Here is a 19,798-nt window from a genome sequence, read left to right as displayed (position 1 = left end):
AGAATTGTAAAGGATTTTTTAGTTTGCCCAAGTCGCAGGGCGACGAGGATTGGGAGGTTGACGTGGCACGCACAGTTCCCCTAGAACGAGTCCGAAACATCGGCATCGCGGCTCACATCGATGCTGGCAAGACCACGACCACAGAGCGGATTCTCTTCTACTCCGGTCTGGTGCACAAAATTGGCGAAGTTCACGACGGAACTGCGGTCACCGATTGGATGGCCCAGGAGCGGGAGCGGGGCATCACCATCACCGCTGCGGCCATCACCACCCGTTGGACTAAGCGGGATCCCGCAAATCCTTCCCAGCCCCTCTCCGGCGCACCGGAGTACACCATCAACATCATCGATACTCCTGGGCACGTCGATTTCACCATTGAAGTTGAGCGCTCCATGCGGGTGCTGGATGGGGTGATCGCCGTCTTTGACTCGGTGGGCGGCGTGCAGCCTCAGTCTGAGACCGTCTGGCGGCAAGCCAATCGTTACAATGTGCCCCGCATTGCCTTCGTCAACAAAATGGATCGCATGGGGGCCAATTTCCTCAAGGTTTACAACCAGATCCGGGAGCGCCTCAAGGCCAATGCTGTGCCCATCCAACTGCCCATCGGTGCCGAAGACGGGTTTTGCGGCATTGTTGACTTGGTGCGGATGCAAGCCCGCATTTATATGGATGAGATCGGCAAAGACATTCGTCCGGCCCCCATCCCTGAGGAGATGAAAGATCTCGTGGCAGAGTATCGGGCCAAGCTGGTGGAAGCAGTGGCCGAGACGGACGAAGCTCTGATGGAAAAGTACTTCGCCGAAGAAGATCTGAGCGAAGCCGACTTGATGGCGGGTCTGCGCAAAGGCACGATCAGCGGCCAAATTGTGCCCATGCTGTGTGGCTCTGCCTTCAAGAACAAGGGAGTCCAGATGCTGCTGGATGCAGTGGTGGATTACCTGCCCTCGCCTGTGGATATTCCGGCCATCAAGGGGGTGCTGCCAGATGGCTCAGAAGTGTCCCGCCGTGCCAGCGACGATGAGCCCTTCTCCGCCCTGGCCTTCAAGTTGATGAGTGATAAGTACGGGGATCTCACCTTTATTCGCGTCTACTCGGGGGTGTTGACCAAAGGTACTTATGTGCTCAACTCCACCAAGAACAAGAAGGAGCGAATTTCGCGGTTGGTGGTGCTGAAGGCCGATGAACGCTTGGACGTGGATGAGCTGCGGGCAGGAGATCTGGGAGCTGTGGTGGGCCTCAAGGACACCACTACTGGGGACACCCTCTGCGACGAAAATGCGCCGGTGATCCTGGAGTCACTGTTCATCCCAGAGCCGGTGATCTCAGTAGCGGTAGAACCCAAAACCAAAGCCGATATCGATAAGCTCTCCAAGGCCCTGCAGGCCCTGGCCAAGGAGGATCCCACCTTCCGCGTGTCTGTGGATCCCGAGACCAATCAAACCATTATCTCTGGGATGGGCGAGCTGCACCTGGAGATCTTGGTGGATCGGATGCTGCGGGAGTTCAACGTAGAAGCCAATGTTGGCAACCCACAGGTGGCCTACCGCGAAACCATTCGCAAGCCGGTCAGCCGCGTGGAAGGCAAGTTTGTTCGCCAGAGCGGTGGCCGTGGCCAGTACGGCCATGTGGTGATCGACCTAGAGCCGGCGGAGCCGGGTACAGGGTTTGAGTTTGTTTCCAAAATTGTGGGTGGCGTTGTGCCCAAAGAATACATTGGGCCAGCCGAGCAAGGGATCCGAGAAGCCTGCGAATCCGGTGTGCTGGCGGGCTATCCCCTGATTGACATCCGCGCCACCCTGGTGGATGGCTCCTACCACGAGGTGGACTCCAGCGAAATGGCCTTCAAGATCGCCGGTTCGATGGCTCTGAAGGAGGCCGCTCGCAGGGCAAGCCCTACCCTGCTGGAGCCGATGATGAAGGTCGAGGTGGAAGTCCCTGAAGCCTTTGTGGGAGATGTCATCGGGGACATCAACGCCCGCCGCGGCCAGATGGAGGGGATGAATACAGAAGGCGGCATTACCAAAGTCAATGCCAAAGTTCCCTTGGCGGAGATGTTTGGCTATGCCACCGACATTCGCTCCAAAACCCAGGGTCGAGGCACCTTCACGATGGAGTTCAGCCACTACGAGGAAGTTCCTCGCAGTATCGCCGAAGCCATCATTGCCAAAAATAAAGGAAATGAGTAGCTGACTGAAACCAAAAAGGAAGTGACGATTCATGGCACGCGCTAAGTTTGAACGCACCAAACCCCATGTCAACGTTGGCACCATCGGCCATGTTGACCACGGCAAGACCACCCTGACGGCTGCCATCACCACCACCTTGGCCGCTTTGGGCCAGGCCACAGCCAAGCGGTACGATGAAATCGACGCAGCGCCAGAGGAAAAAGCTCGCGGCATTACCATCAACACCGCCCACGTCGAGTATCAGACTGCCAACCGTCACTACGCCCACGTGGATTGTCCCGGCCACGCCGACTACGTGAAGAACATGATCACAGGCGCGGCTCAGATGGATGGGGCCATCTTGGTGGTGTCTGCAGCTGATGGTCCCATGCCCCAAACACGGGAGCACATCCTGTTGGCCCGTCAGGTAGGGGTGCCCAGCTTGGTGGTCTTTCTGAACAAGGCAGACATGGTGGACGATCCAGAGCTGCTGGAGTTGGTGGAGCTGGAAGTGCGGGAGCTTCTCTCCAAATACGACTTCCCCGGCGACGACGTTCCCATCATCAGAGGATCGGCGCTGAAAGCCCTAGAAAGAATGACCGCCAACCCCAAAACCCAGCGGGGCGAAGATCCTTGGGTGGACAAAATTTATGAGCTGATGGATGCGGTGGACTCCTACATTCCCACGCCTGAGCGGGATGTGGACAAGCCCTTCCTGATGGCTGTGGAGGATGTCTTCTCGATTACTGGTCGGGGCACGGTGGCCACGGGCCGGATCGAGCGGGGTCGCATCAAGGTGGGCGAAACGGTGGAACTGGTGGGCCTGCGAGAAACTCGCTCTACCACCGTTACCGGCCTGGAGATGTTCCAGAAAACCCTCGACGAAGGGATCGCCGGCGACAACGTTGGTGTGCTGTTGCGGGGCATTCAGAAGAACGAAGTGGAGCGCGGCATGGTGCTGGCCAAGCCCAAGACCATTACTCCTCACACCAGCTTCGAGTCTGAGGTGTATGTCCTCAAGAAAGAAGAAGGAGGTCGCCACACGCCGTTCTTCGCCGGCTATCGTCCCCAATTCTACGTGCGCACCACCGATGTAACCGGCACCATCTCTTCCTTCACGGCTGATGACGGATCCCAGCCGGAGATGGTGATGCCTGGTGACCGCGTTAAGATGACGGTGGAGCTGATCCAGCCCATCGCCATTGAGCAGGGGATGCGCTTTGCCATTCGCGAGGGTGGCCGTACCGTCGGAGCGGGTGTTGTCTCCAAGATCCTGAAGTAAGAGCTGCTTTTTCTCGGCAGGGATTGAGTGCTGGCGGCCCCAGACCAACTCAGTTGCGATAGTGGCGCGGAGCACTTTCCCTGCCAGCTTTTTTGAGTCCCCCTTTTTCTGGATTGCTCTCCGGCCATGCCTACCTTGACTCAACAGAAAATTCGTATCCGCCTGAAGGCTTACGATCATCGGCTGCTGGATACTTCCTGCGACAAAATCGTGGATACGGCTCGTCGTACCGACGCCGTGCCGGTTGGCCCGATTCCTTTGCCTACTCGGCGCCGCATCTACTGTGTGCTGCGTTCCCCCCACATCGACAAGGACTCGCGGGAACATTTTGAAACCCGCACCCACCGGCGCATTATCGACATCTATTCCCCCTCTTCCAAAACCATCGATGCTCTCATGAAGCTGGATCTGCCGGCAGGAGTAGATATTGAGGTGAAGCTGTGATGGATCTGCAGGGATCCCTCTCCTTCCCAGTTGTTGCGTAGAGCTTGGATGAGGGTGGCAGCGGGTGACGACATCGGTTGATCCAGTTGACCACGATAGCAGTGGGGAGGACTTTCAGGAGTTGACAGCTCCAGAAGCGGCTACATCCCCCATTCCGGTTTTGGTGGTGGGGGCCTTGGGCAAAATGGGGCGAGAGGTGGTGCGAGCCGTTGCCCAGACGCCCGACATGAGGTTGGTGGGGGCGGTGGCCCGCTCGCAATTGGGCTTGGACATTGGCGAGGTGCTGGGCCTGGGATCCCTGGGGGTGGAGATTACCGATGACTTGTCGGGGCAGTTGCTGAGGTTGTCGCAGCGGAGCAACCGCGGCGTGATGGTGGATTTTACCCATCCTCGGTCGGCCTTTGAACATGTTCGCTCGGCCATTGCCTTTGGCGTACGCCCGGTGGTGGGGACGACGGGCCTGACGCCGGAGCAGGTGGAGCGGCTGCGGGATCTGGCGGACAAGTCGGGTGTGGGCTGTTTAATCGCGCCCAATTTTGCCATCGGCATGATTTTGCTGCAGCAGATGGCCCTGCAGGCGGCGCAGTATTTTGACCACGTTGAGATCATCGAGCTGCACCACAACCGCAAAGCGGATGCCCCCAGCGGCACGGCTCTACAGACGGCACAACGGCTGGGACAATTGGGCAAAACCTTTAATCCGCCCGTTCGCGACAGCGGGACGGAGTCCTCAGTGGAAGAAAAAGAGCTGATCCCCGGTGCGCGGGGAGGGCTCTCTGGCCCCAACATTCCCATTCACAGCGTTCGTCTGCCGGGGTTGATCGCCCACCAGGAGGTCATTTTTGGTGGGATGGGGCAAACCCTCACGTTGAGACACGACACCACGGATCGGATAGCTTTTATGCCGGGGGTGATCCTGGGGATCCGCAAGGTGCTGCAGCTCAAAGGTTTGGTCTACGGGCTGGAGCAGGTCTTGAGCTAGTGGGTCAGGGGAGGGATCCCGGCCTCATCCAGAATGCGGGGGATGAGGTGCTCGGCTTTGACGGCCATCAGATGCACCCCATGGCAGATCTGGCGGGCCTGACGCACCTGTTCGGCGGCAATGCGGATCCCTTCTTCGAGGGGGTGGGCGGCGTTGGCCAGCCGCCGGATGATCCCGTCTGGGATCTGCACCCCTGGCAGGTTGCGGTTGATAAACTCGGCATTTTTGGCCGATTTGAGCAAAAAGATGCCGGCCAAAATGGGCTTGCCGGCGGGACGGCCCAACTTATCCATGAAGCGCTCCAGTTGCTCAAAGTCGGTAACCATCTGGCTTTGGAAAAATTGGGCCCCGTTTTCCAGCTTGCGGTGGAAGCGCCGCTCCAGGCCGGAAAAGCTGCCCGATTGGGGTTCTACCGCTGCCCCTGCCAACAGATGCGTGCCCCCATCCGGGAGAGGTTTGCCATTGCAATCTAGGCCGTTGTTCAGCCGTTGGATAAGCTGCAGCAGGCGCACCGATTCCAGATCGAACACGGCGCGGGCATCGGGGCAATCGCCGATGTGGATGGGATCCCCGGTGAGGGCCAACACATTGCGCAGGCCGAGAGCTGAGGCCCCCAACAGATCCCCTTGCAGGGCCAGACGGTTGCGATCCCGACAGGCCAACTGCAGGATCGGTTCAACACCCGCCTGATGCAACAGCACCGAGGCCGCCAACGGGCTCATGCGGGCCATGGCTCGGTTGGAGTCCGTGATGTTGATGGCATGCACCCGCCCCTTGAGCTGCTGGGCCAAAGACAGCAGGGTGCTGGTGTCGGATCCCTTGGGGGGGGTGATCTCGGCGGTGAGCAGAAATTCCCCCCGCTGGATGGCCTGGGCGAAGCGGGACAGGGGAGGTGATGAGGGGATCAGGGCCACAATTCCTGAAGGAAAGGTAAAACGGCTGGCTTATTATCGACTTTTCCAGGAGGTTTTTCCAGACAGGTCGTCCTTTCTCAGAGCTTGGGCGAGGGAAGGGGGCTGGGCGGGGGCTGCACCCGCATTTCCCCCAGCCATATCTTGGGATCCCCCTGTTGCAGATGCTGCCGCCAATCTTGTGCGGCTGCAGGAGGGATCCCGTCCGGGCTTAAAGTCCAGCTCCAGCCGATCACCTGAGGCCAGCGCTGCGCCTCCAGACCTTCCAGCAGCGGTTGAGAGGCTTCCGAGCCCAGGGCTGGCCCGCGGATCACCACAGGCACTTCCGGGTTGAGGGCCTCAAGGCGGCGGTACAGCGGTTCAAAAGCGGCGGGATCCCCTGCTAGGCTCAGCCAGTCCATCCCAGGGAAGTTAGCCCAGGCGGACACGGCCTCTGCATCTTCTCCGTCCAGCTCCACCACCCAGAGCAAATTGGCCGGGGACTCCGTCCCGCTAACGCGAACAGAGCGCAGGGTTTGCATCAGGTGTTGGTAAGCCCGTTGTTGCAGCGAGGACTCCGTCCCACCAAGGGGCTCCCCACCGCTACCGCGAGCGCGTTCGGGATCCCCGTCGCCAACGACGACGGCCAGGATGATGGGGGTGGCAAAGCGCTGGATCCCGCGGGCCCAAGAGCGCAAGGTCTCATCGTGATCCCCATTGGCCAAGGCGGAAAGTTGGGCCGGATCCAGCCGCAGGCGCAGGTAGGGGACTGAGCCGCTTTCCCGCAGGCGACTGGCCAACTGCTGCGGAAAGTCCTGGCGGGGATCCCAGAGGTGATCCACGGCTGCCCAGGCGGGGGGTTGACCAATGGCCTGGCGGTAGGACAAGAGCTGATCCCAAGTGGGAATGCCCGGCCAAGCAGCCCCGTGATATAGCCGGCCCGGAGGCGGCGGCAGCGGCCTACCCCGTTGAAAGGGGGCAGAGTCAGGTGGGATTGGCGAGGTGAGAACAACCTCCAGCCGCAGCGGCGGCAAGACCTCACCGGCAGGGGGATGCGGCAGGGAGAAAGGGAGGATCCAACTGCGCTCCTGGAACTGGCCTCGGATGATCTGCTGAGGGTGAAAGTCCTGGGGAGGTGGCAGCGGTTCCAGCGGGTCTTCCCCCCAGAAAGCCCGTTGGATTACCAAGCGCACCCCTGCGCCGGGGTGGATCAGAGGCGTGGTGGTATCCAGGTGAAAGCTACCCCTGAGGCGGGTGGACGTCTCATTGGGCTCAACCCGGAAGGAGAAGGTGAGCTGGTCAGATCGGTAGGTGCCTGGAGCGGGGGAAGCAGTGGGGGGCGGGGATCCCGGCAGGCTTTCGCAGTCGGTGCAGGGAAAAATGGCCTGCGGATGGAGAGAGACAGAAGCCTCGCGGGCGGATTGCAATTGCTGGGGGCTGATGACAAAGCTGGCCCAAAGATGCTTCAGACGGGGCTCCCGACCGGGCGAGATATCGGAGAAGGTTCGGCCCTCAGGAGTGGCCGTGCGGGTGCCGGCAGCCGTGCCGTCCAGAGGCACCGTGGAAACTGGGTCGCCAGCACAGCCCCCCAAAAAAACGACCGACAAGATCAGGGGCAGCGCCCAGCCGCAAGTGCTCCGCACCGCTACCGCGACCCAGGGGTCGAGTTTGCAGTTGGATGGCTGGATCATGATCTCACCTCAATACACCACTCCTGCCCGGCTACCGAAGGGAGTCGATGCCGCTCTCGTCTTGTGGACGGTGCGGTTCCCGACGGGGCACCAACGCAAACGGCCAGCAAGATCCCTTTCCCTCCGGTTGCTAGAGGGATCCTCGCCCAGAGGCACACCCTTTGAGATTGATCCCGATCACACCCGTTGCTGAACGGGAAAGGTCTCCGTCCTGCCCAGGCGAACTATCCCTGCGGCACAGTTGCGACTTCTGGGTAAATGGTCAGGATCCCTTCGTAGAGGATTTGGCCGGGCTGCACCTCCAAGCGGTCGATGCGCACGCCGGGATCCAACTGAATGGGGAAATCGGCCAGGCCGGGGATGGGGATCTCTTGGCCTTCGCTCACCCAGAGGGGATTGACCAGCCGCAACCGGTTGGGACCTTGGGCTTCTAGGCCGGTCAGCACCGTCACCGGCGCTTCCACCCCTTCGGGAGTGGTTAAGTTGGCCTGGATGCGCAGCCGACCCTGTTCCAGCGTGACCTGAGGCTGGCGGATAAGAAAAGGCACCACTTGGCCCCCAACAGGCAACTGCACCTGGGCCTGAGCCAGTTGGGCTTGGATGAGGGGAGCCTGGAGGGTGCGGTTCAGGTCTTCCTCGGTAAGGCGCAAGCTCACCTGCACCGGCACAGGGGCCAATAGCCGCAGTGGGCTCCGTCCTTGGATGGCTTCGCCCACATTGAGGCGAATATCCTGGCCCTGCAGCCGCAGATGACTGATCTGAAAGCCTTGATAGCTGAGGTTGTCTCCCGACACCTGGGCTTGAGGGATCTGCCCATTCAAAATCTGGGCGTCAGAGCCGACAATTTGCACTTGCAGGTTATCGACCCTCTGCACCTCAGAACGGATCCAAGCCGCCACCAAAGGGCTGAGGAGGGATCCGGCAATTTGGGCAAATCCGGGCCAAGGCCAAAACATGGTGGGTAGGCTGAGCAGCAGAGCAAACCCTAGCCGCTGCCCCGCTTGCGAGAGCCGTTGGCGGCGACAGGCTGCCGATTGGGCTTCGAGAGGAGACGGATCTGGAGCAGGCCGATGGCAAGACGTGAGCAGCACTGGATACCTCAGGAGCAACGACAAGCGATGGTTTCCACCCGAACTACGACCAGACTAGGGCAGGACTTCTCCGCCGAACAGAGGGATCCCCCGCACACTTGGAGAGGCTATCCATCCGTCAACTGCCACCAAAGATACCCCAGCCGCAGGTAGTGAAGCCGTAGCCAGGGCAAAGGGAAAGAGCGGGGCGGCTGGCGAAACAGAGCGCTCATCTGAGAAGGGATCCCGGCGATCTCCTGGGCCAGCATTTTGCCCGCCCACACCGCCGTGGCTACACCGCTGCCGTGATAGGCCAAGCCGTACCACAGGCTGGGATCCGCCGGCGAAGGGCCAATATGGGGGTGAAACTGCCGAGAAAGGCAGACCAGTCCATTCCAGGCGTACTCGATCTCCACCCCTTCCCAAGCAGGGAAAAGACGATAGAGCTGTCGAGTCATCCAAGTGCGCAACTGCCGTCGCTCCGTCGGGGTATCGCGGGTGCCGCCCCGCCCCCCAAACAGCAAACGCCCATCCGGCAGCAGACGGTAATAGAACAGCAGCCGCCGCATGTCGTAGAGCGGCGTCGGATTCCACCACCCTTGCGCTTTCTGCTCCTGAGGCGTTAGAGGTCGGGTGACCAGGATGTTGGACAGTGCCGGCAACAGGGATCCCGCCAGTTGGGGATACAGGGCCTCTGGGGTGTAGCCATTGGTGGCGATGACCAAGTGCCGAGCGCGCACCGTTCCTCCCGGCGTGTGGCAGCAGTGGTGGGATCCCACCTTTTCCCAGGCCGTGACCGGACTGCCGCTGTACAGTTTTGCCCCCCACCGGTGGGCTGCTTGGGCCAGCCCTTGGGTGAGCTTGAGGGGGTTGAGGCCAAACCCCACCCCGATGTGCAAAGCGCCGTGGTTCTCTTGGCTGTTGAAGCCGCGTTCCCGCAGCTCTTTGGGGTTGAGGAGCTGGGCCGGGTAGCCCGCCACCTGAGTACAGATCTGGTACTCGGCCTCTAACTCCGACCATGCCTGTGGACGATGGGCCACTGCATAGCAGCCCTGTCCCTGAGCCTCTAGGGAGAAGCCCTCGCTGGCCGCCAGCTCCTGAACGGTTTCCACTGCCTGCCATTGATCCCGGTAGTAGCGCTCTGTCTCTGCCAGGCCCACCCGCCGCACCATCTGGGTGTGGGTAAGGTGGCTCGACCCCACCCCGCAAAAGCCACCGTTGCGTCCCGAGGCCCCCCAACCCAGGGATCCCGCCTCCAGCAGACAAGCATGGATGCCGTGGTCGCGGGCCAGGTGCAAGGCCGTCGATAGCCCCGTCAATCCTCCCCCCACAATGACCACCTCCGCGCCCACCTGCGCTTGCAAAGGTGCCGGATGCCGCCAACCGGGATCTGCTATCGTGCTGTCCCAGTAGCTGCCGACCGGGCAGGCAGGATCGTAGGTGCTGGCAGGATAAAGGCCCTTTCTCATACGAGCAATGGGAAGAACATCTTGCTGGGCAACGCCGAAGTGCTCGGTACCGCTGAGGCGACCGGTCGCAGGACAAGTGCTGAAGGGGATCCCCTCACTCCTGGGCAACGCTGTCGCAACCGGCAGCAGCGGCCTCCATATCGGCAGGGGTATTGCAGTCCAGGAAGATCTCAGGAGTGTAGAGCTCCACCTCCTGTACCCGCCTGCCCAGATCCTGCAACAACCGGCGCAGGCCCAGGGTTTCTTCTCGGAGATCCAACAGCTTTTCCCGCAAGCGCCTGTCGATCAGGGTAGGGTGCCCCCGTCGCCCTCGATGCACCGGCACAGTAACCCAAGCGCGATGGCGCAGATGGTACTCCAGCAAGCTGTGGTAGATCCACGCCGGGCGGGGCTGATCCACCGCCGAAATGGCCAGCACCTGAAAATCGGCAGGGATCCCTTCCACCCCTACCCGAATGGAGTGGGTCTTGCCCAGCTCAGGAGCCGGATTGACCAGCACCTCTGCCCCTGCCAAGTGGGGTTGGGCTGCCGCCAAATGCTGGGATCCCAGCACCACCCAGGGTTGAAACCCCGCCTGTCGCCACTGGAAAATCTGATAAGACAACAGGGTTTGCCCATCTTTCCAGGGCAGAAAGGCTTTCGGCTCTCCCATCCTTGTGGAAAACCCAGCCGCCAAGATCAGCGCATGCAGCTTCGGCTCATTTGCCAAGGAGCTTCACCAGCAGAATGCCAAACAAATATAGAAACGTCACAGCCCCGGCCAAAAGGCTCTGGGTGAGGGGATCCGTCGAAGGGGTGAGAATGGCCCCCGCCACCACCGCGCCCAGAACCACGTAGCGCCAGCCCTTGAACATCTGCTCGGCAGTCACCAGACCCAATCCTCCCAGCAGCGCCTGCAAAATCGGCACCTGAAAGGCCAGGCCGGTGCTGAACAGCAGCAGCAGCACAAACTCAAAGTAGCGGTCGATGGACCAAGCCTGATCCACCACCCCTTCGCCGTAGCGGATGAAAAAGTTAAGCGCCGCCGGAATGAGGAGATAGTAGGCAAAGACCAAGCCGGCCACAAAGAGAAGGCTCGATCCCAGCACCACCGGCCCCAGCAGCTTGCGCTCCTTCACGCTCAGCCCCGGCAAGACGAAGCGGGCAATTTGGTAGAGCAAAAAGGGCGTGGCCAGCAATAACCCCGAGTAGGCCGCCACCTTCACAGAAACGAAAAAATACTCCCCCGGCGCCAGTTGCAAAAAGGTAACCCCCTGCGCGGGCACCTCCAGCAGGGCAACAATGCGATTCACCACGGCAAAGCAGGCGATGATGCAGATCGCCACCGCGATCACGCTGGCCAACAGGCGGCTGCGCAGCTCTTCCAAGTGCTCCATCAAGGTCATTTCGACCTCGTAGGGAAACTCCGGATCCCGCACCCGACCAGGCTCAGGGGCCGCCGCGGCTTGCTCCGGGGACTCGGTCTCAGAGGCAAGGGTCATGGGCCAAGGTGTAACGAAACGTTCCCCGCTATCTTAGCGCTGCCCCCTCTCCAGGGAAAAGCACTTGTCGAGCCGTATAGGGGGATGTAGCCCTGGCCTGTTAAGGGGATCTTGGGGCCTGAGCAGAGGGGACGGGGAAGGGGAGTGGCTGCAATTTCTAGCGCTTGCCCAAGCCCAGCGCCTTTTCCACCTGCTGGGCGGCATAGGCCATGGCAAAACAGCAGATGAAGTAGATTAGGCCGATAAAAAACAGCACTTCCCGCTGGGTGCCTAGCCAGTTGGGGTTAGTGAACACCACCCGCCCCGCCTGCAGCAGGTCGATGAGGCCGACAATGAACACCAGCGACGTGTCTTTGAAGAGAGTGAGGAACTCGTTCACCAGCGCCGGAACGGCTGCCCGCAGTGCCTGGGGCAAAATCACCAAAGCGGTCACTTGAAAGGGGTTCAAGCCGAGTGCCCGTGCCGCTTCTAGCTGGCCCAGAGGGATCGACTGCAGGCCGCCCCGCACGTCCTCGGCCACGTACACGGCTGTAAACAAGATGAAGGCCACCTCCGCCCTGATGATCAGGTTGACGCTGATCCCCCCCAGAAAGAAGGGCACCAACAGCCAGGCGGCAAACAGAATGGTGGTCAGAGGCACCCCCCGCACCAGCTCGATCACCAGCGTGCAGAAGATCCGGATTACCGGCAACGCCCGATTGGCCCGGCCCAACGCCAGCAACACCCCGATGGGAAAGCCGATGATCATGGCGGCTGCCGCCAAGATCAAGGTCAGCAGCAGTCCAGACAGTTGCTCAGCCCGCACTGCCGGCCAATTGGGGCCCAGGTTGCCCAGCAGCAGCTCCAGACAGAGGGGCAAGATCAAGGCCCAAACCCAGATGGAAGCCAGCCGCCAGGATTCCCGTCCGCGACTGAGGGCAATAGCGGCAAAAGTCGCTCCAGAGCAAACCGCCAGCCACCCCTGCGACTGGGTTCCCAAAGGCAGGAACGCGGCCAAGCCCATAGCAGCTCCCAAGAGAATGAGGTAGTGCAGCAGCACACCGCCCCAAGCCCCCCCCGCTACCCCCAAGGTGGCCAGCACAATTCCCAACACCGCCCACACCCGCCACAGTTGGCTGCTGGGGTAGGTGCCGCTGGCAAAGATTTTCAGGTTGGCCGGGATCACCTCCCAGCGGGCTTGGGTGAACGCCCAGTTCCAGAACAGGGAAATTGCCCAAGCCAATACCAAGGCGGAGACCAAGGTGAGCAAGGTGCTCAACCAGGAGTCAAACAGGTTGCGGCGCACCCAAGCCAGAGGACTTTGTTTCTCCCTGGGGGGGAGTACCTTTTCTTCTACAAGGGGGGAGGAGAGACTGCTGGGCATGGGTTAGCGCTCCACCAATTTGACGCGGGCATTGAGCCAGTTCATGCCGTAGGAAACCACCAGGTTAAAGGTCAGGTAGGTGGCCATGAGGATGGCGAACATCTCCACCGAGCGTCCCGACTGATTGATGATGGTGCTGCTGATGTTGAACAGATCGGAGAAGCCAACGGCAATGGCCAAGCTGGAGTTTTTGATCAGGGTGAGATACTGAGTGTTCAACGAGGGGATCATGATCCGCAGGGCCTGCGGCACAATCACCAAGCGAAAGGTTTGCAGCTCCGACAGGCCGATGGCCCGGGCCGCCTCCCACTGCCCCCGCGGTACGGCCAAAAAGGATCCCCGCACCACTTCGGCAATGTAGCAGCCGGTGTAGGTCACCAAGCCCAGCATCATGGCGGTAAACTCCGCCGAAAGCTGGATCCCACCCCGGAAGTTAAAGCGCTCCAGTACCGGGACATCCAGCCGCACCGGCGGCTCTGGGAAGAGCACCCAGCAGGCCACCGCCAGCAGCGCCACCCCCGCAGCCACCCACAGGTTCCGCTGCAGGGATCCCAGCTCGGGGCGACGGGCCAGGAGCAGCTTGCGGATCCCCCACCCAGCCGCGATTACAATGGCCAGCGCGGGAACCAGCCAGCCGCTGGGATCCAACCCGGGCAGCTTCACTCCCCGCTGGTTGATAAAGACAAGCCCGCCGATGGAGAGACTGTTGCGCACCCCCGGCAGGGTGAGGATCACCCCCTGGTACCAGAAGATCACGATCAGCAGCACCGGGACATTGCGAAAGATCTCGGTAACAACGGTGGCCAGCTGGCGGGCCAGCCAGTTGCTGGAGAGGCGAGCCATCCCCAAGACAAAGCCCATCGCCGTCGCCAACACAATGCTGACTGCCGACAGCCAGAGGGTGTTCACCGCTCCCACCGCCAGAGCCTTCAGGTAGCTCTCGGAGGGGTCGTAGGGGATCAGCCCCTCGGTGATCCCAAAGTTGGCGGAGTTGCCCAGAAAGCGAAAGCCCAAACTGATGCCCAGGCGGCGCAGGCTGGCGAGGAGATTTTGGGCGAGGATCCCGAACACCAGCAGCACGGCCACGACAAAGGCCACCTGCAGCAAGAGCTTCAGGATACGCTCATCCCGCCACCAGGGGGGGCGAAGGTGGGACTGGTCGGACAGAGAAGTCATGCGGGGCAAGCAAAAATTCAGAGCACAGCAGAGAATAGGGGATCCCTGGCCGGTACTGACCAACCGGGATCCCTAGGCCCGGATTCCGAATCAGCCGATCAGCGGAAAGGCGGCGCGTACTGGATCCCACCTTTGGTGTAGGGCTGGTTCAAGCCCCGCGGCACGCCCAAGGGGGTCAGGTGGCGGTTGAAGATCTCGCCGTAGTTGCCCACCGCCTTGATGACATTGACCACCCAATCCGGCTTCAGGCCCAGCAGCTCTCCCAGGTTGCCTTCCTGGCCCAAGAAGCGGCGAATGTCGGGATCCTCCGACTTGAGGAACTCGTCCACATTGGCGCTGGTGATCCCCTTTTCTTCTGCATAGAAGAGGGCGTAGACCGTCCAGTTCATAATGTCGGAAAAACTCTCATCTCCGTGGGGAACCAGCGGCCCCAAGGGCTCTTTGGAGATCACCTCCGGCAAGATCACGTGGTCGTCGGGAGAAGCCAAGCTGGCCCGGCGGGAGATGAGGGCGCTTTGGTCGCTGGTGATGGCATCGCAACGGCCCTCTTCGTAGGCGTTGAAAGAGGAATCATCGCCGTCGAAGGTTACTGGCGTAAAGGCAATGCCACGGGCGCGGAAGGTATCCGCCAAGTTCAGCTCGGTGGTGGTGCCGGCAATCACACAGATGGTGGCCCCGTTCAGGTCTTCCAGCTTTTCCACCCCCAGCGACTTCCGCACCATAAATCCTTGGCCGTCGTAGTAGGTGGTGGGGCCGAAGGTCACCGCCCACTCGCGATCCCGGGTGAGGGTCCAGGTGGTGTTGCGGCTAATCATATCGACCTCGCCCGACTGAATCGCAGACTGGCGATTGGCCGCCGTCAGGTAGACGTATCGAACCTTGTCCGGATCTCCAAAGAGAGCGGCAGCTACTGCCCGGCAGATGTCGATATCAAAACCCACATACTTGCCTTGGTCATCCAGGTTGCCGAATCCGGGCAGTTGGTTGTTTACCCCACAGATCAACTCGCCCCGAGCCTTGATGCGGTCGGTGAGCGGCCCCAGCTGCGCCCAAGCGGGAAGGGACTGCAGGCCCATAGACAACGCCAGTGCCCCGGCCAAGGGAGCCAATCCGTTCAAATGCTTTATCCAGTTCATAAAATTACCCCATGTCAATCCTCAAGATCTTCGTCGTCAACAGTCGTTCATACACGGCACTTCAACCGAGATACCGTGCCATTGGGTTACACTCCTGCCACACCCCACACCCCATAGAATGGTTTGCCATAGGCGCCTACGATTTTCTCAAAGCCTTACATGTCAGGGCGTAGGGAAATGTTGCAGAGGCTACGGTTGTGGCTCGGCCAGTTCTGCCATGGTACCCATGCCTGCTTTGGTGAAACTTAGGGAGTCACCCACCCATGCAAGGATCCCCGCACATAAGGTCTTCACTCTCTCCGCAAAGTGCAGCCAGCGCTGACATTATCCAATGCGAAGATGTTCACAAATGGTACGGCGATTTCCACGTCCTCAAGGGCATTACCACCCGCATCCGCCGCGGAGAGGTGGTGGTGGTCTGTGGGCCTTCAGGTTCGGGCAAGTCAACGTTTATTCGCACGTTGAACCGCTTAGAAGAACACCAGAGAGGGCGCATTGTGGTAGATGGCATTGAGCTAACCAGCGACCTGCGCAACATCGATGCCATTCGCCGCGAGGTGGGCATGGTTTTTCAACAGTTCAACCTGTTTCCCCATCTCACGGTTTTGCAAAATGTAACCCTTGGCCCAATCCACGTGAAAAAGATGAAAAAAAGTGAGGCGATAGAGCGGGCTATGGAACTGCTAAGCCGCGTGGGGATCGCCGAGCAAGCAGAAAAATACCCGGGGCAACTTTCGGGGGGGCAGCAGCAGCGGGTGGCGATTGCCCGCGCCTTGGCCATGAATCCGGCGGTGATGCTCTTCGATGAGCCCACCTCGGCCTTGGATCCAGAGATGATCAAGGAGGTGCTGGACGTGATGCGGGAGTTGGCCCGCTCGGGGATGACCATGGTGTGTGTAACCCACGAGATGGGCTTTGCCCGCGAGGTGGCGGATCGGATTATCTTCTTCGACCGCGGCAAGATCGTGGAGGAAAACACCCCCCAAGAGTTTTTCAGCAATCCGAAAGAAGAGCGCTCCCGCCTGTTTTTATCCCAGATCCTTTCCCACTAGCGAGTCCTTCAGAAGGGGGTGAGGCGTGCCAGAAAAGCCCCCTCCGGCTCTTGATAGACAATCTGCCCCTGCCAGCCGTTGGCGTGGGCACACTGCAGCAGGGTTTCCGGATCTACAAATAGCCAGGGAAAGGGATCCCCCCGCTGGCCGTTGTACTCGGCTACAAAGTTCACTACCTTGGCTTTTGCCTCGCTCCCTTCCTGCCAATCTTCTGAGCCACCTGCTTCGAGGTGGGCAGGCTCGGTCAGCTTGCCAGAGGGGCTTTCCCAGTTTTCTGATTCTCTTTCTGCCGGCAGATCCTCCAGATCCGCAGGGTTGCCGGCATCGCTCAAATCGGTGGAATCCAGGAGCAACTGGCCAGTGGGCTGAACCCAGTGGCGAGCCAGGCGCAAAAAACGCTCCAAGCCCGACAGGGATCCCGCCAAGCCGACGCCATTCATCAGCAACAGCAGCGTATCGAAGGGATCCTCCGGCCCCGGCCAGTGGAAAAGATCGGCGGCAATGCGGCAACGCACCCCCCGCTCTGCCATGATCTGCAACGCCACCGGGGAGCGATCCAAGGCAGCCACGGCCAATCCTTCCTCCTGCAGCAGCAGGCTGTGGCGGCCCGTACCGGCGCCGATGTCTAGCACCCGACCGCGGCATAGATCCAAAGCCATGGCCTCCACCTCCGGCAGCTCCTGGGTGAAGAACACCTCTGGGGAGACCACCTGGGGCTCTTCCGCCAACGGGATCCCCTCCAGGCCGTAGGCATGCAAGAGCAGGGATCCCTTGGCCTGTCCCCGATGCCAGTCCCACAGCGCTTGCTCCAAGGGATCCTGAAGTGGGTAATTCTCGACAGCCTTTATCATGGAAGGGGAAAGCTAAACCATTGACCCGATGGCCATCGTCGCCTTTCTTTACGGTGCCGCTATCGTCCTTTTGCTGATTGCAGCAGTGGTTTGGGCAACATCTCGGCAGTTCAATGTGGAGACCGAGACGCAGATCGGCACCTCGCCAGAAGAGCCCTCCGAGACCTCATCCGTTCCCATTTCCATTGTGGAGCAGCTAGAGCGTCAATACCGCAACAGCCCTTCCTACCGTCCCCACCCTTAAGTTATTCTTCGAGAAGCCTCTGAAAATCCTTGAAAAGACGGGTTTTTGAGGATCCCTGAGGGCGCGAGCAGTGTCTTTGCTGGCCGAAGGTCGGCGTTTTCTTCCCTGAATCATGGTTGTCAAGTCTCCGCCACCCATTGTCTACATCGTCCTGGGTCTATTGCTCCTCTGGGGCGGTCATCGTGCTTGGCGGGCGGGCTATGTTCGCTGGCCGGAAGGCATTTCTCTACCGCCAGTATCGCTGCCAGGGTTGGGGGGTGGAGCACAAGATCTGCTCCTGACCAGCGGCGAGCGCACCTTGTTTGCCGATAGCAGTCCCGCTGCCGTTGCCGCTGCAGAGCTGTTGCGCCAAGGTAACCTCAGCGCAGCCATCCCGGTGTTGGAGATGGGGCTGCAAAGCAACCGCAACGACCCGGAAGCTCGCATTTTCTTGAACAATGCCCGTGCCCAGCAGCAGGGCAGTCCCTTGAGCCTGGCGGTGGTGGTGCCCATCTCCAGCAACCCCAACCGCGCCAAAGAGACCCTGCGCGGGGTGGCGCAAGCTCAGGAGGAGCTTTTCCAACAGGGGGGAATCGGAGGACGGCTGCTGCGGGTAGTGATTGCCGACGATGGCGACAACCCTGAGCGAGCAACGGCGGTGGCCAAGGCTCTGGTGAGCCAGCCCGAGATCTTGGGCGTGATCGGCCATAACACCAGCGACGCCACCCTGGCTGCAGCCGAGGTTTATCAGCCTGCCGGCTTGGCCATGATCTCCTCCACCTCCACCAGCACTCGCATCAGCATGCTGGGGGATGCCATTTTTCGCACCGTGCCCTCGGATCAAGTGGCCGGCACACAACTGGCCCGTTATGCTCTCAACACGTTGCGGCTGCAAAGGGTGGCCATCTTCTACAACCCCAACAGCGCCTACAGCTCCAGCTTGCGCGATGCCTTTGCCTCCACCCTGACCAGCGAAGGGGGCATCGTGCTGGCGGAGTTCGACTTATCGGCGTCGGACTTCAACCCCCAGGCCAGCCTGCAAAGGGCCGTCGGCCAAGGAGCCCAGGTAGCTTTTTTAGCTCCCACGGCTTCCGTATCCGAAAAAGCGCTGGCCGTAGCCCGCGAGAACGCTGTAGCTGGTAAGCCCCTTGCTCTTCTGGGCGGCGATGTGCTCTTCAGCCTCACCACATTGCAAGAAGGGGGAGCAGCGGTAGAGGGCTTGGTGGTGGCGGTACCCTGGCATCCCCAGGTGCCGCGCAACCGCGAGTTTGCCCAGAAGGCAGCCCAGCTCTGGGGAGGGCAGGTGAGCTGGCGTACTGCTCTGGCTTATGATGCCACCCGGGTTTTCTTGCAAGCTTTCAGCCAAGGAGCCACCAGCCGCAACGCTGTGCTGGCCCGTTTGCAGGATCCCAACTTCCTCCTCCAGGACGGGGCTTCGGGAGAAGTGCGCTTCTTGCCCTCCGGCGACCGCAATGCTCCCCATGTGCTGGTGCGGGTTGAGCCCGGCAACCGCTCCGGTACCGGCTACGATTTTGTGCCTCTCCCCTAGGGATCCCGGCAGACGCTACAGTGGGGGATGCTCTCAATCTCCTCAGAATCGAATGGATCCCATGCCCACTCGGATCACAGCCTGCTTTCAAGCGCTGCGCAGCCGCGGCGAAAAAGCCCTCATCCCCTACCTCACCGCTGGGGATCCCAACTTGGAAACCACCTTTGAGGCTTTGCAGGTTCTGGATCAGAGCGGCGCCGATCTTATCGAGCTGGGGGTACCCTACTCGGATCCCTTGGCGGATGGGCCGGTGATCCAAGCGGCAGCCACCCGCGCCCTCAGCCGGGGAGTCACTTTGGGCGCCATTCTACAAGGCTTGCGCCGCCTCTCTCTGCAGGCCCCCCTGATCCTGTTCACCTACTACAACCCCATCCACCAGCTCGGCATCCCCAACTTTCTGCATCAACTGCGGCAGGCCGGCTGTGCCGGCTTGGTCGTCCCCGATCTGCCTCTGGAAGAGGCGGGATCCCTGCGACAAGCAGCCCAGGCCGAAGAGATCGACCTCATCCTGCTGGTGGCCCCCACCAGCCCCCCGGAGCGCATGCGCCGCATTGCCCAGCAGTCCAGTGGCTTTGTCTACTTGGTCAGCACCACCGGCGTTACCGGCGAACGGGCCACCCTGGAAAAGCGGATCCCGGCTTTGCTGCAGCAACTGCGCCAACAAACCCCCCTGCCGATTGGGGTGGGCTTCGGCATCTCCACTCCCGACCAGGCCCGCCAGATCGCTCTCTGGGGAGCAGATGCGGCGATTGTGGGCAGCGCATTTGTGCAACGGCTGGCCAAAGCCCCCACGCCTGAAGAAGGACTGCAACAAATAGCCCACTTTTGTCGAGCCCTCAAAGCGGCCCTGCAAGAGGTGACCACTCCAGAGTGTTAACTTCTGTTCAGGAAGGTGCCCACTCAGACTGCTTCCATCTCAAAACAAATGTTTACATTTTGTGAGCCAGCCCGCAGACCCATTTCCCCCCTGCTGC

General features: G+C 60.8%; 18 protein-coding genes. 8 read left to right on the top strand and 10 right to left on the bottom strand.

Annotated elements, in window-relative coordinates; genetic code table 11:
- The first annotated feature begins 62 nt into the window (after nucleotides 1–62).
- The 4 genes from fusA (at nucleotide 63) to dapB (ending at nucleotide 4,873) form a co-directional block, all read left to right on the top strand.
- Nucleotides 63–2,186, top strand: a complete 2,124-nt coding sequence (gene fusA, locus ACVWXF_RS02125; RefSeq protein ID WP_011432555.1) for an elongation factor G — start codon at nucleotides 63–65, stop codon at nucleotides 2,184–2,186.
- A gap of 31 nt (nucleotides 2,187–2,217) precedes the next feature.
- The gene (gene tuf, locus ACVWXF_RS02120) at nucleotides 2,218–3,447 is read left to right on the top strand and encodes an elongation factor Tu (RefSeq protein WP_414343112.1); all 1,230 of its coding nucleotides are present in this window, start codon (nucleotides 2,218–2,220) and stop codon (nucleotides 3,445–3,447) included.
- Between the two features lie 126 nt (nucleotides 3,448–3,573).
- Nucleotides 3,574–3,891, top strand: a complete 318-nt coding sequence (gene rpsJ / locus ACVWXF_RS02115) for a 30S ribosomal protein S10 (RefSeq protein WP_011432557.1) — start codon at nucleotides 3,574–3,576, stop codon at nucleotides 3,889–3,891.
- Nucleotides 3,892–4,012: 121 nt separating this feature from the next.
- A complete protein-coding gene (gene dapB, locus ACVWXF_RS02110; protein ID WP_457473514.1) occupies nucleotides 4,013–4,873 on the top strand; it encodes a 4-hydroxy-tetrahydrodipicolinate reductase in 861 nt (286 codons plus the stop codon).
- On the opposite strand, the gene ACVWXF_RS02105 is transcribed toward dapB, so the two are convergent.
- The 9 genes from ACVWXF_RS02105 to ACVWXF_RS02065 form a co-directional block, all read right to left on the bottom strand.
- Nucleotides 4,870–5,787 carry a methylenetetrahydrofolate reductase gene (locus tag ACVWXF_RS02105; RefSeq protein WP_457473504.1) on the bottom strand — a complete coding sequence of 306 codons (918 nt, stop codon included), beginning with the start codon at nucleotides 5,785–5,787 and terminating at the stop codon, nucleotides 4,870–4,872. The two genes, dapB and ACVWXF_RS02105, sit on opposite strands and share 4 nt — an antisense overlap.
- Before the next feature lie 77 nt (nucleotides 5,788–5,864).
- Nucleotides 5,865–7,454 carry a hypothetical protein gene (locus ACVWXF_RS02100; protein ID WP_457473503.1) on the bottom strand — a complete coding sequence of 530 codons (1,590 nt, stop codon included), beginning with the start codon at nucleotides 7,452–7,454 and terminating at the stop codon, nucleotides 5,865–5,867.
- Between the two features lie 224 nt (nucleotides 7,455–7,678).
- Entirely contained in the window at nucleotides 7,679–8,569 is an 891-nt protein-coding gene (locus ACVWXF_RS02095) for an LmeA family phospholipid-binding protein (RefSeq protein WP_457473502.1), read from the bottom strand.
- A gap of 83 nt (nucleotides 8,570–8,652) precedes the next feature.
- Nucleotides 8,653–10,101, bottom strand: coding sequence for an NAD(P)/FAD-dependent oxidoreductase (locus tag ACVWXF_RS02090; RefSeq protein ID WP_457473501.1), 1,449 nt, complete (start codon nucleotides 10,099–10,101; stop codon nucleotides 8,653–8,655).
- Nucleotides 10,088–10,669, bottom strand: coding sequence for a nucleotidyltransferase family protein (locus tag ACVWXF_RS02085; protein ID WP_414421994.1), 582 nt, complete (start codon nucleotides 10,667–10,669; stop codon nucleotides 10,088–10,090). Before ACVWXF_RS02085 ends, ACVWXF_RS02090 begins: the two co-directional genes overlap by 14 nt.
- Before the next feature lie 22 nt (nucleotides 10,670–10,691).
- Nucleotides 10,692–11,474, bottom strand: a complete 783-nt coding sequence (gene tatC, locus ACVWXF_RS02080; RefSeq protein WP_457405699.1) for a twin-arginine translocase subunit TatC — start codon at nucleotides 11,472–11,474, stop codon at nucleotides 10,692–10,694.
- 157 nt (nucleotides 11,475–11,631) lie between these two features.
- Complete coding sequence (locus ACVWXF_RS02075; protein ID WP_414521744.1) at nucleotides 11,632–12,837, bottom strand: amino acid ABC transporter permease; 1,206 nt, start codon at nucleotides 12,835–12,837, stop codon at nucleotides 11,632–11,634.
- A gap of 3 nt (nucleotides 12,838–12,840) precedes the next feature.
- Entirely contained in the window at nucleotides 12,841–14,013 is a 1,173-nt protein-coding gene (locus ACVWXF_RS02070; protein ID WP_457473500.1) for an amino acid ABC transporter permease, read from the bottom strand.
- Between the two features lie 98 nt (nucleotides 14,014–14,111).
- Entirely contained in the window at nucleotides 14,112–15,149 is a 1,038-nt protein-coding gene (locus ACVWXF_RS02065) for an amino acid ABC transporter substrate-binding protein (RefSeq protein WP_011430144.1), read from the bottom strand.
- Nucleotides 15,150–15,412: 263 nt separating this feature from the next.
- Here ACVWXF_RS02065 and ACVWXF_RS02060 point away from each other — a divergent pair, with 263 nt between their 5' ends.
- Complete coding sequence (locus tag ACVWXF_RS02060; protein WP_011432567.1) at nucleotides 15,413–16,201, top strand: amino acid ABC transporter ATP-binding protein; 789 nt, start codon at nucleotides 15,413–15,415, stop codon at nucleotides 16,199–16,201.
- Between the two features lie 8 nt (nucleotides 16,202–16,209).
- On the opposite strand, the gene ACVWXF_RS02055 is transcribed toward ACVWXF_RS02060, so the two are convergent.
- The gene (locus ACVWXF_RS02055) at nucleotides 16,210–17,052 is read right to left on the bottom strand and encodes a class I SAM-dependent methyltransferase (RefSeq protein WP_457473499.1); all 843 of its coding nucleotides are present in this window, start codon (nucleotides 17,050–17,052) and stop codon (nucleotides 16,210–16,212) included.
- Between the two features lie 28 nt (nucleotides 17,053–17,080).
- Between ACVWXF_RS02055 and ACVWXF_RS02050 the strand changes: the two genes are divergently transcribed.
- The 3 genes from ACVWXF_RS02050 (at nucleotide 17,081) to trpA (ending at nucleotide 19,701) form a co-directional block, all read left to right on the top strand.
- Nucleotides 17,081–17,296, top strand: a complete 216-nt coding sequence (locus tag ACVWXF_RS02050; protein ID WP_414405379.1) for a hypothetical protein — start codon at nucleotides 17,081–17,083, stop codon at nucleotides 17,294–17,296.
- 112 nt (nucleotides 17,297–17,408) lie between these two features.
- Nucleotides 17,409–18,824: an ABC transporter substrate-binding protein gene (locus ACVWXF_RS02045; protein WP_457473498.1), complete on the top strand. Its 1,416-nt coding sequence runs from the start codon at nucleotides 17,409–17,411 to the stop codon at nucleotides 18,822–18,824.
- A 61-nt stretch (nucleotides 18,825–18,885) separates the two neighbouring features.
- Nucleotides 18,886–19,701, top strand: a complete 816-nt coding sequence (gene trpA / locus ACVWXF_RS02040) for a tryptophan synthase subunit alpha (protein WP_414427560.1) — start codon at nucleotides 18,886–18,888, stop codon at nucleotides 19,699–19,701.
- The last annotated feature ends 97 nt before the right edge of the window (nucleotides 19,702–19,798 follow it).

This window comes from Thermostichus sp. MS-CIW-40 (assembly GCF_054058315.1).
This window is presented reverse-complemented; position numbering and strand designations above follow the sequence as displayed.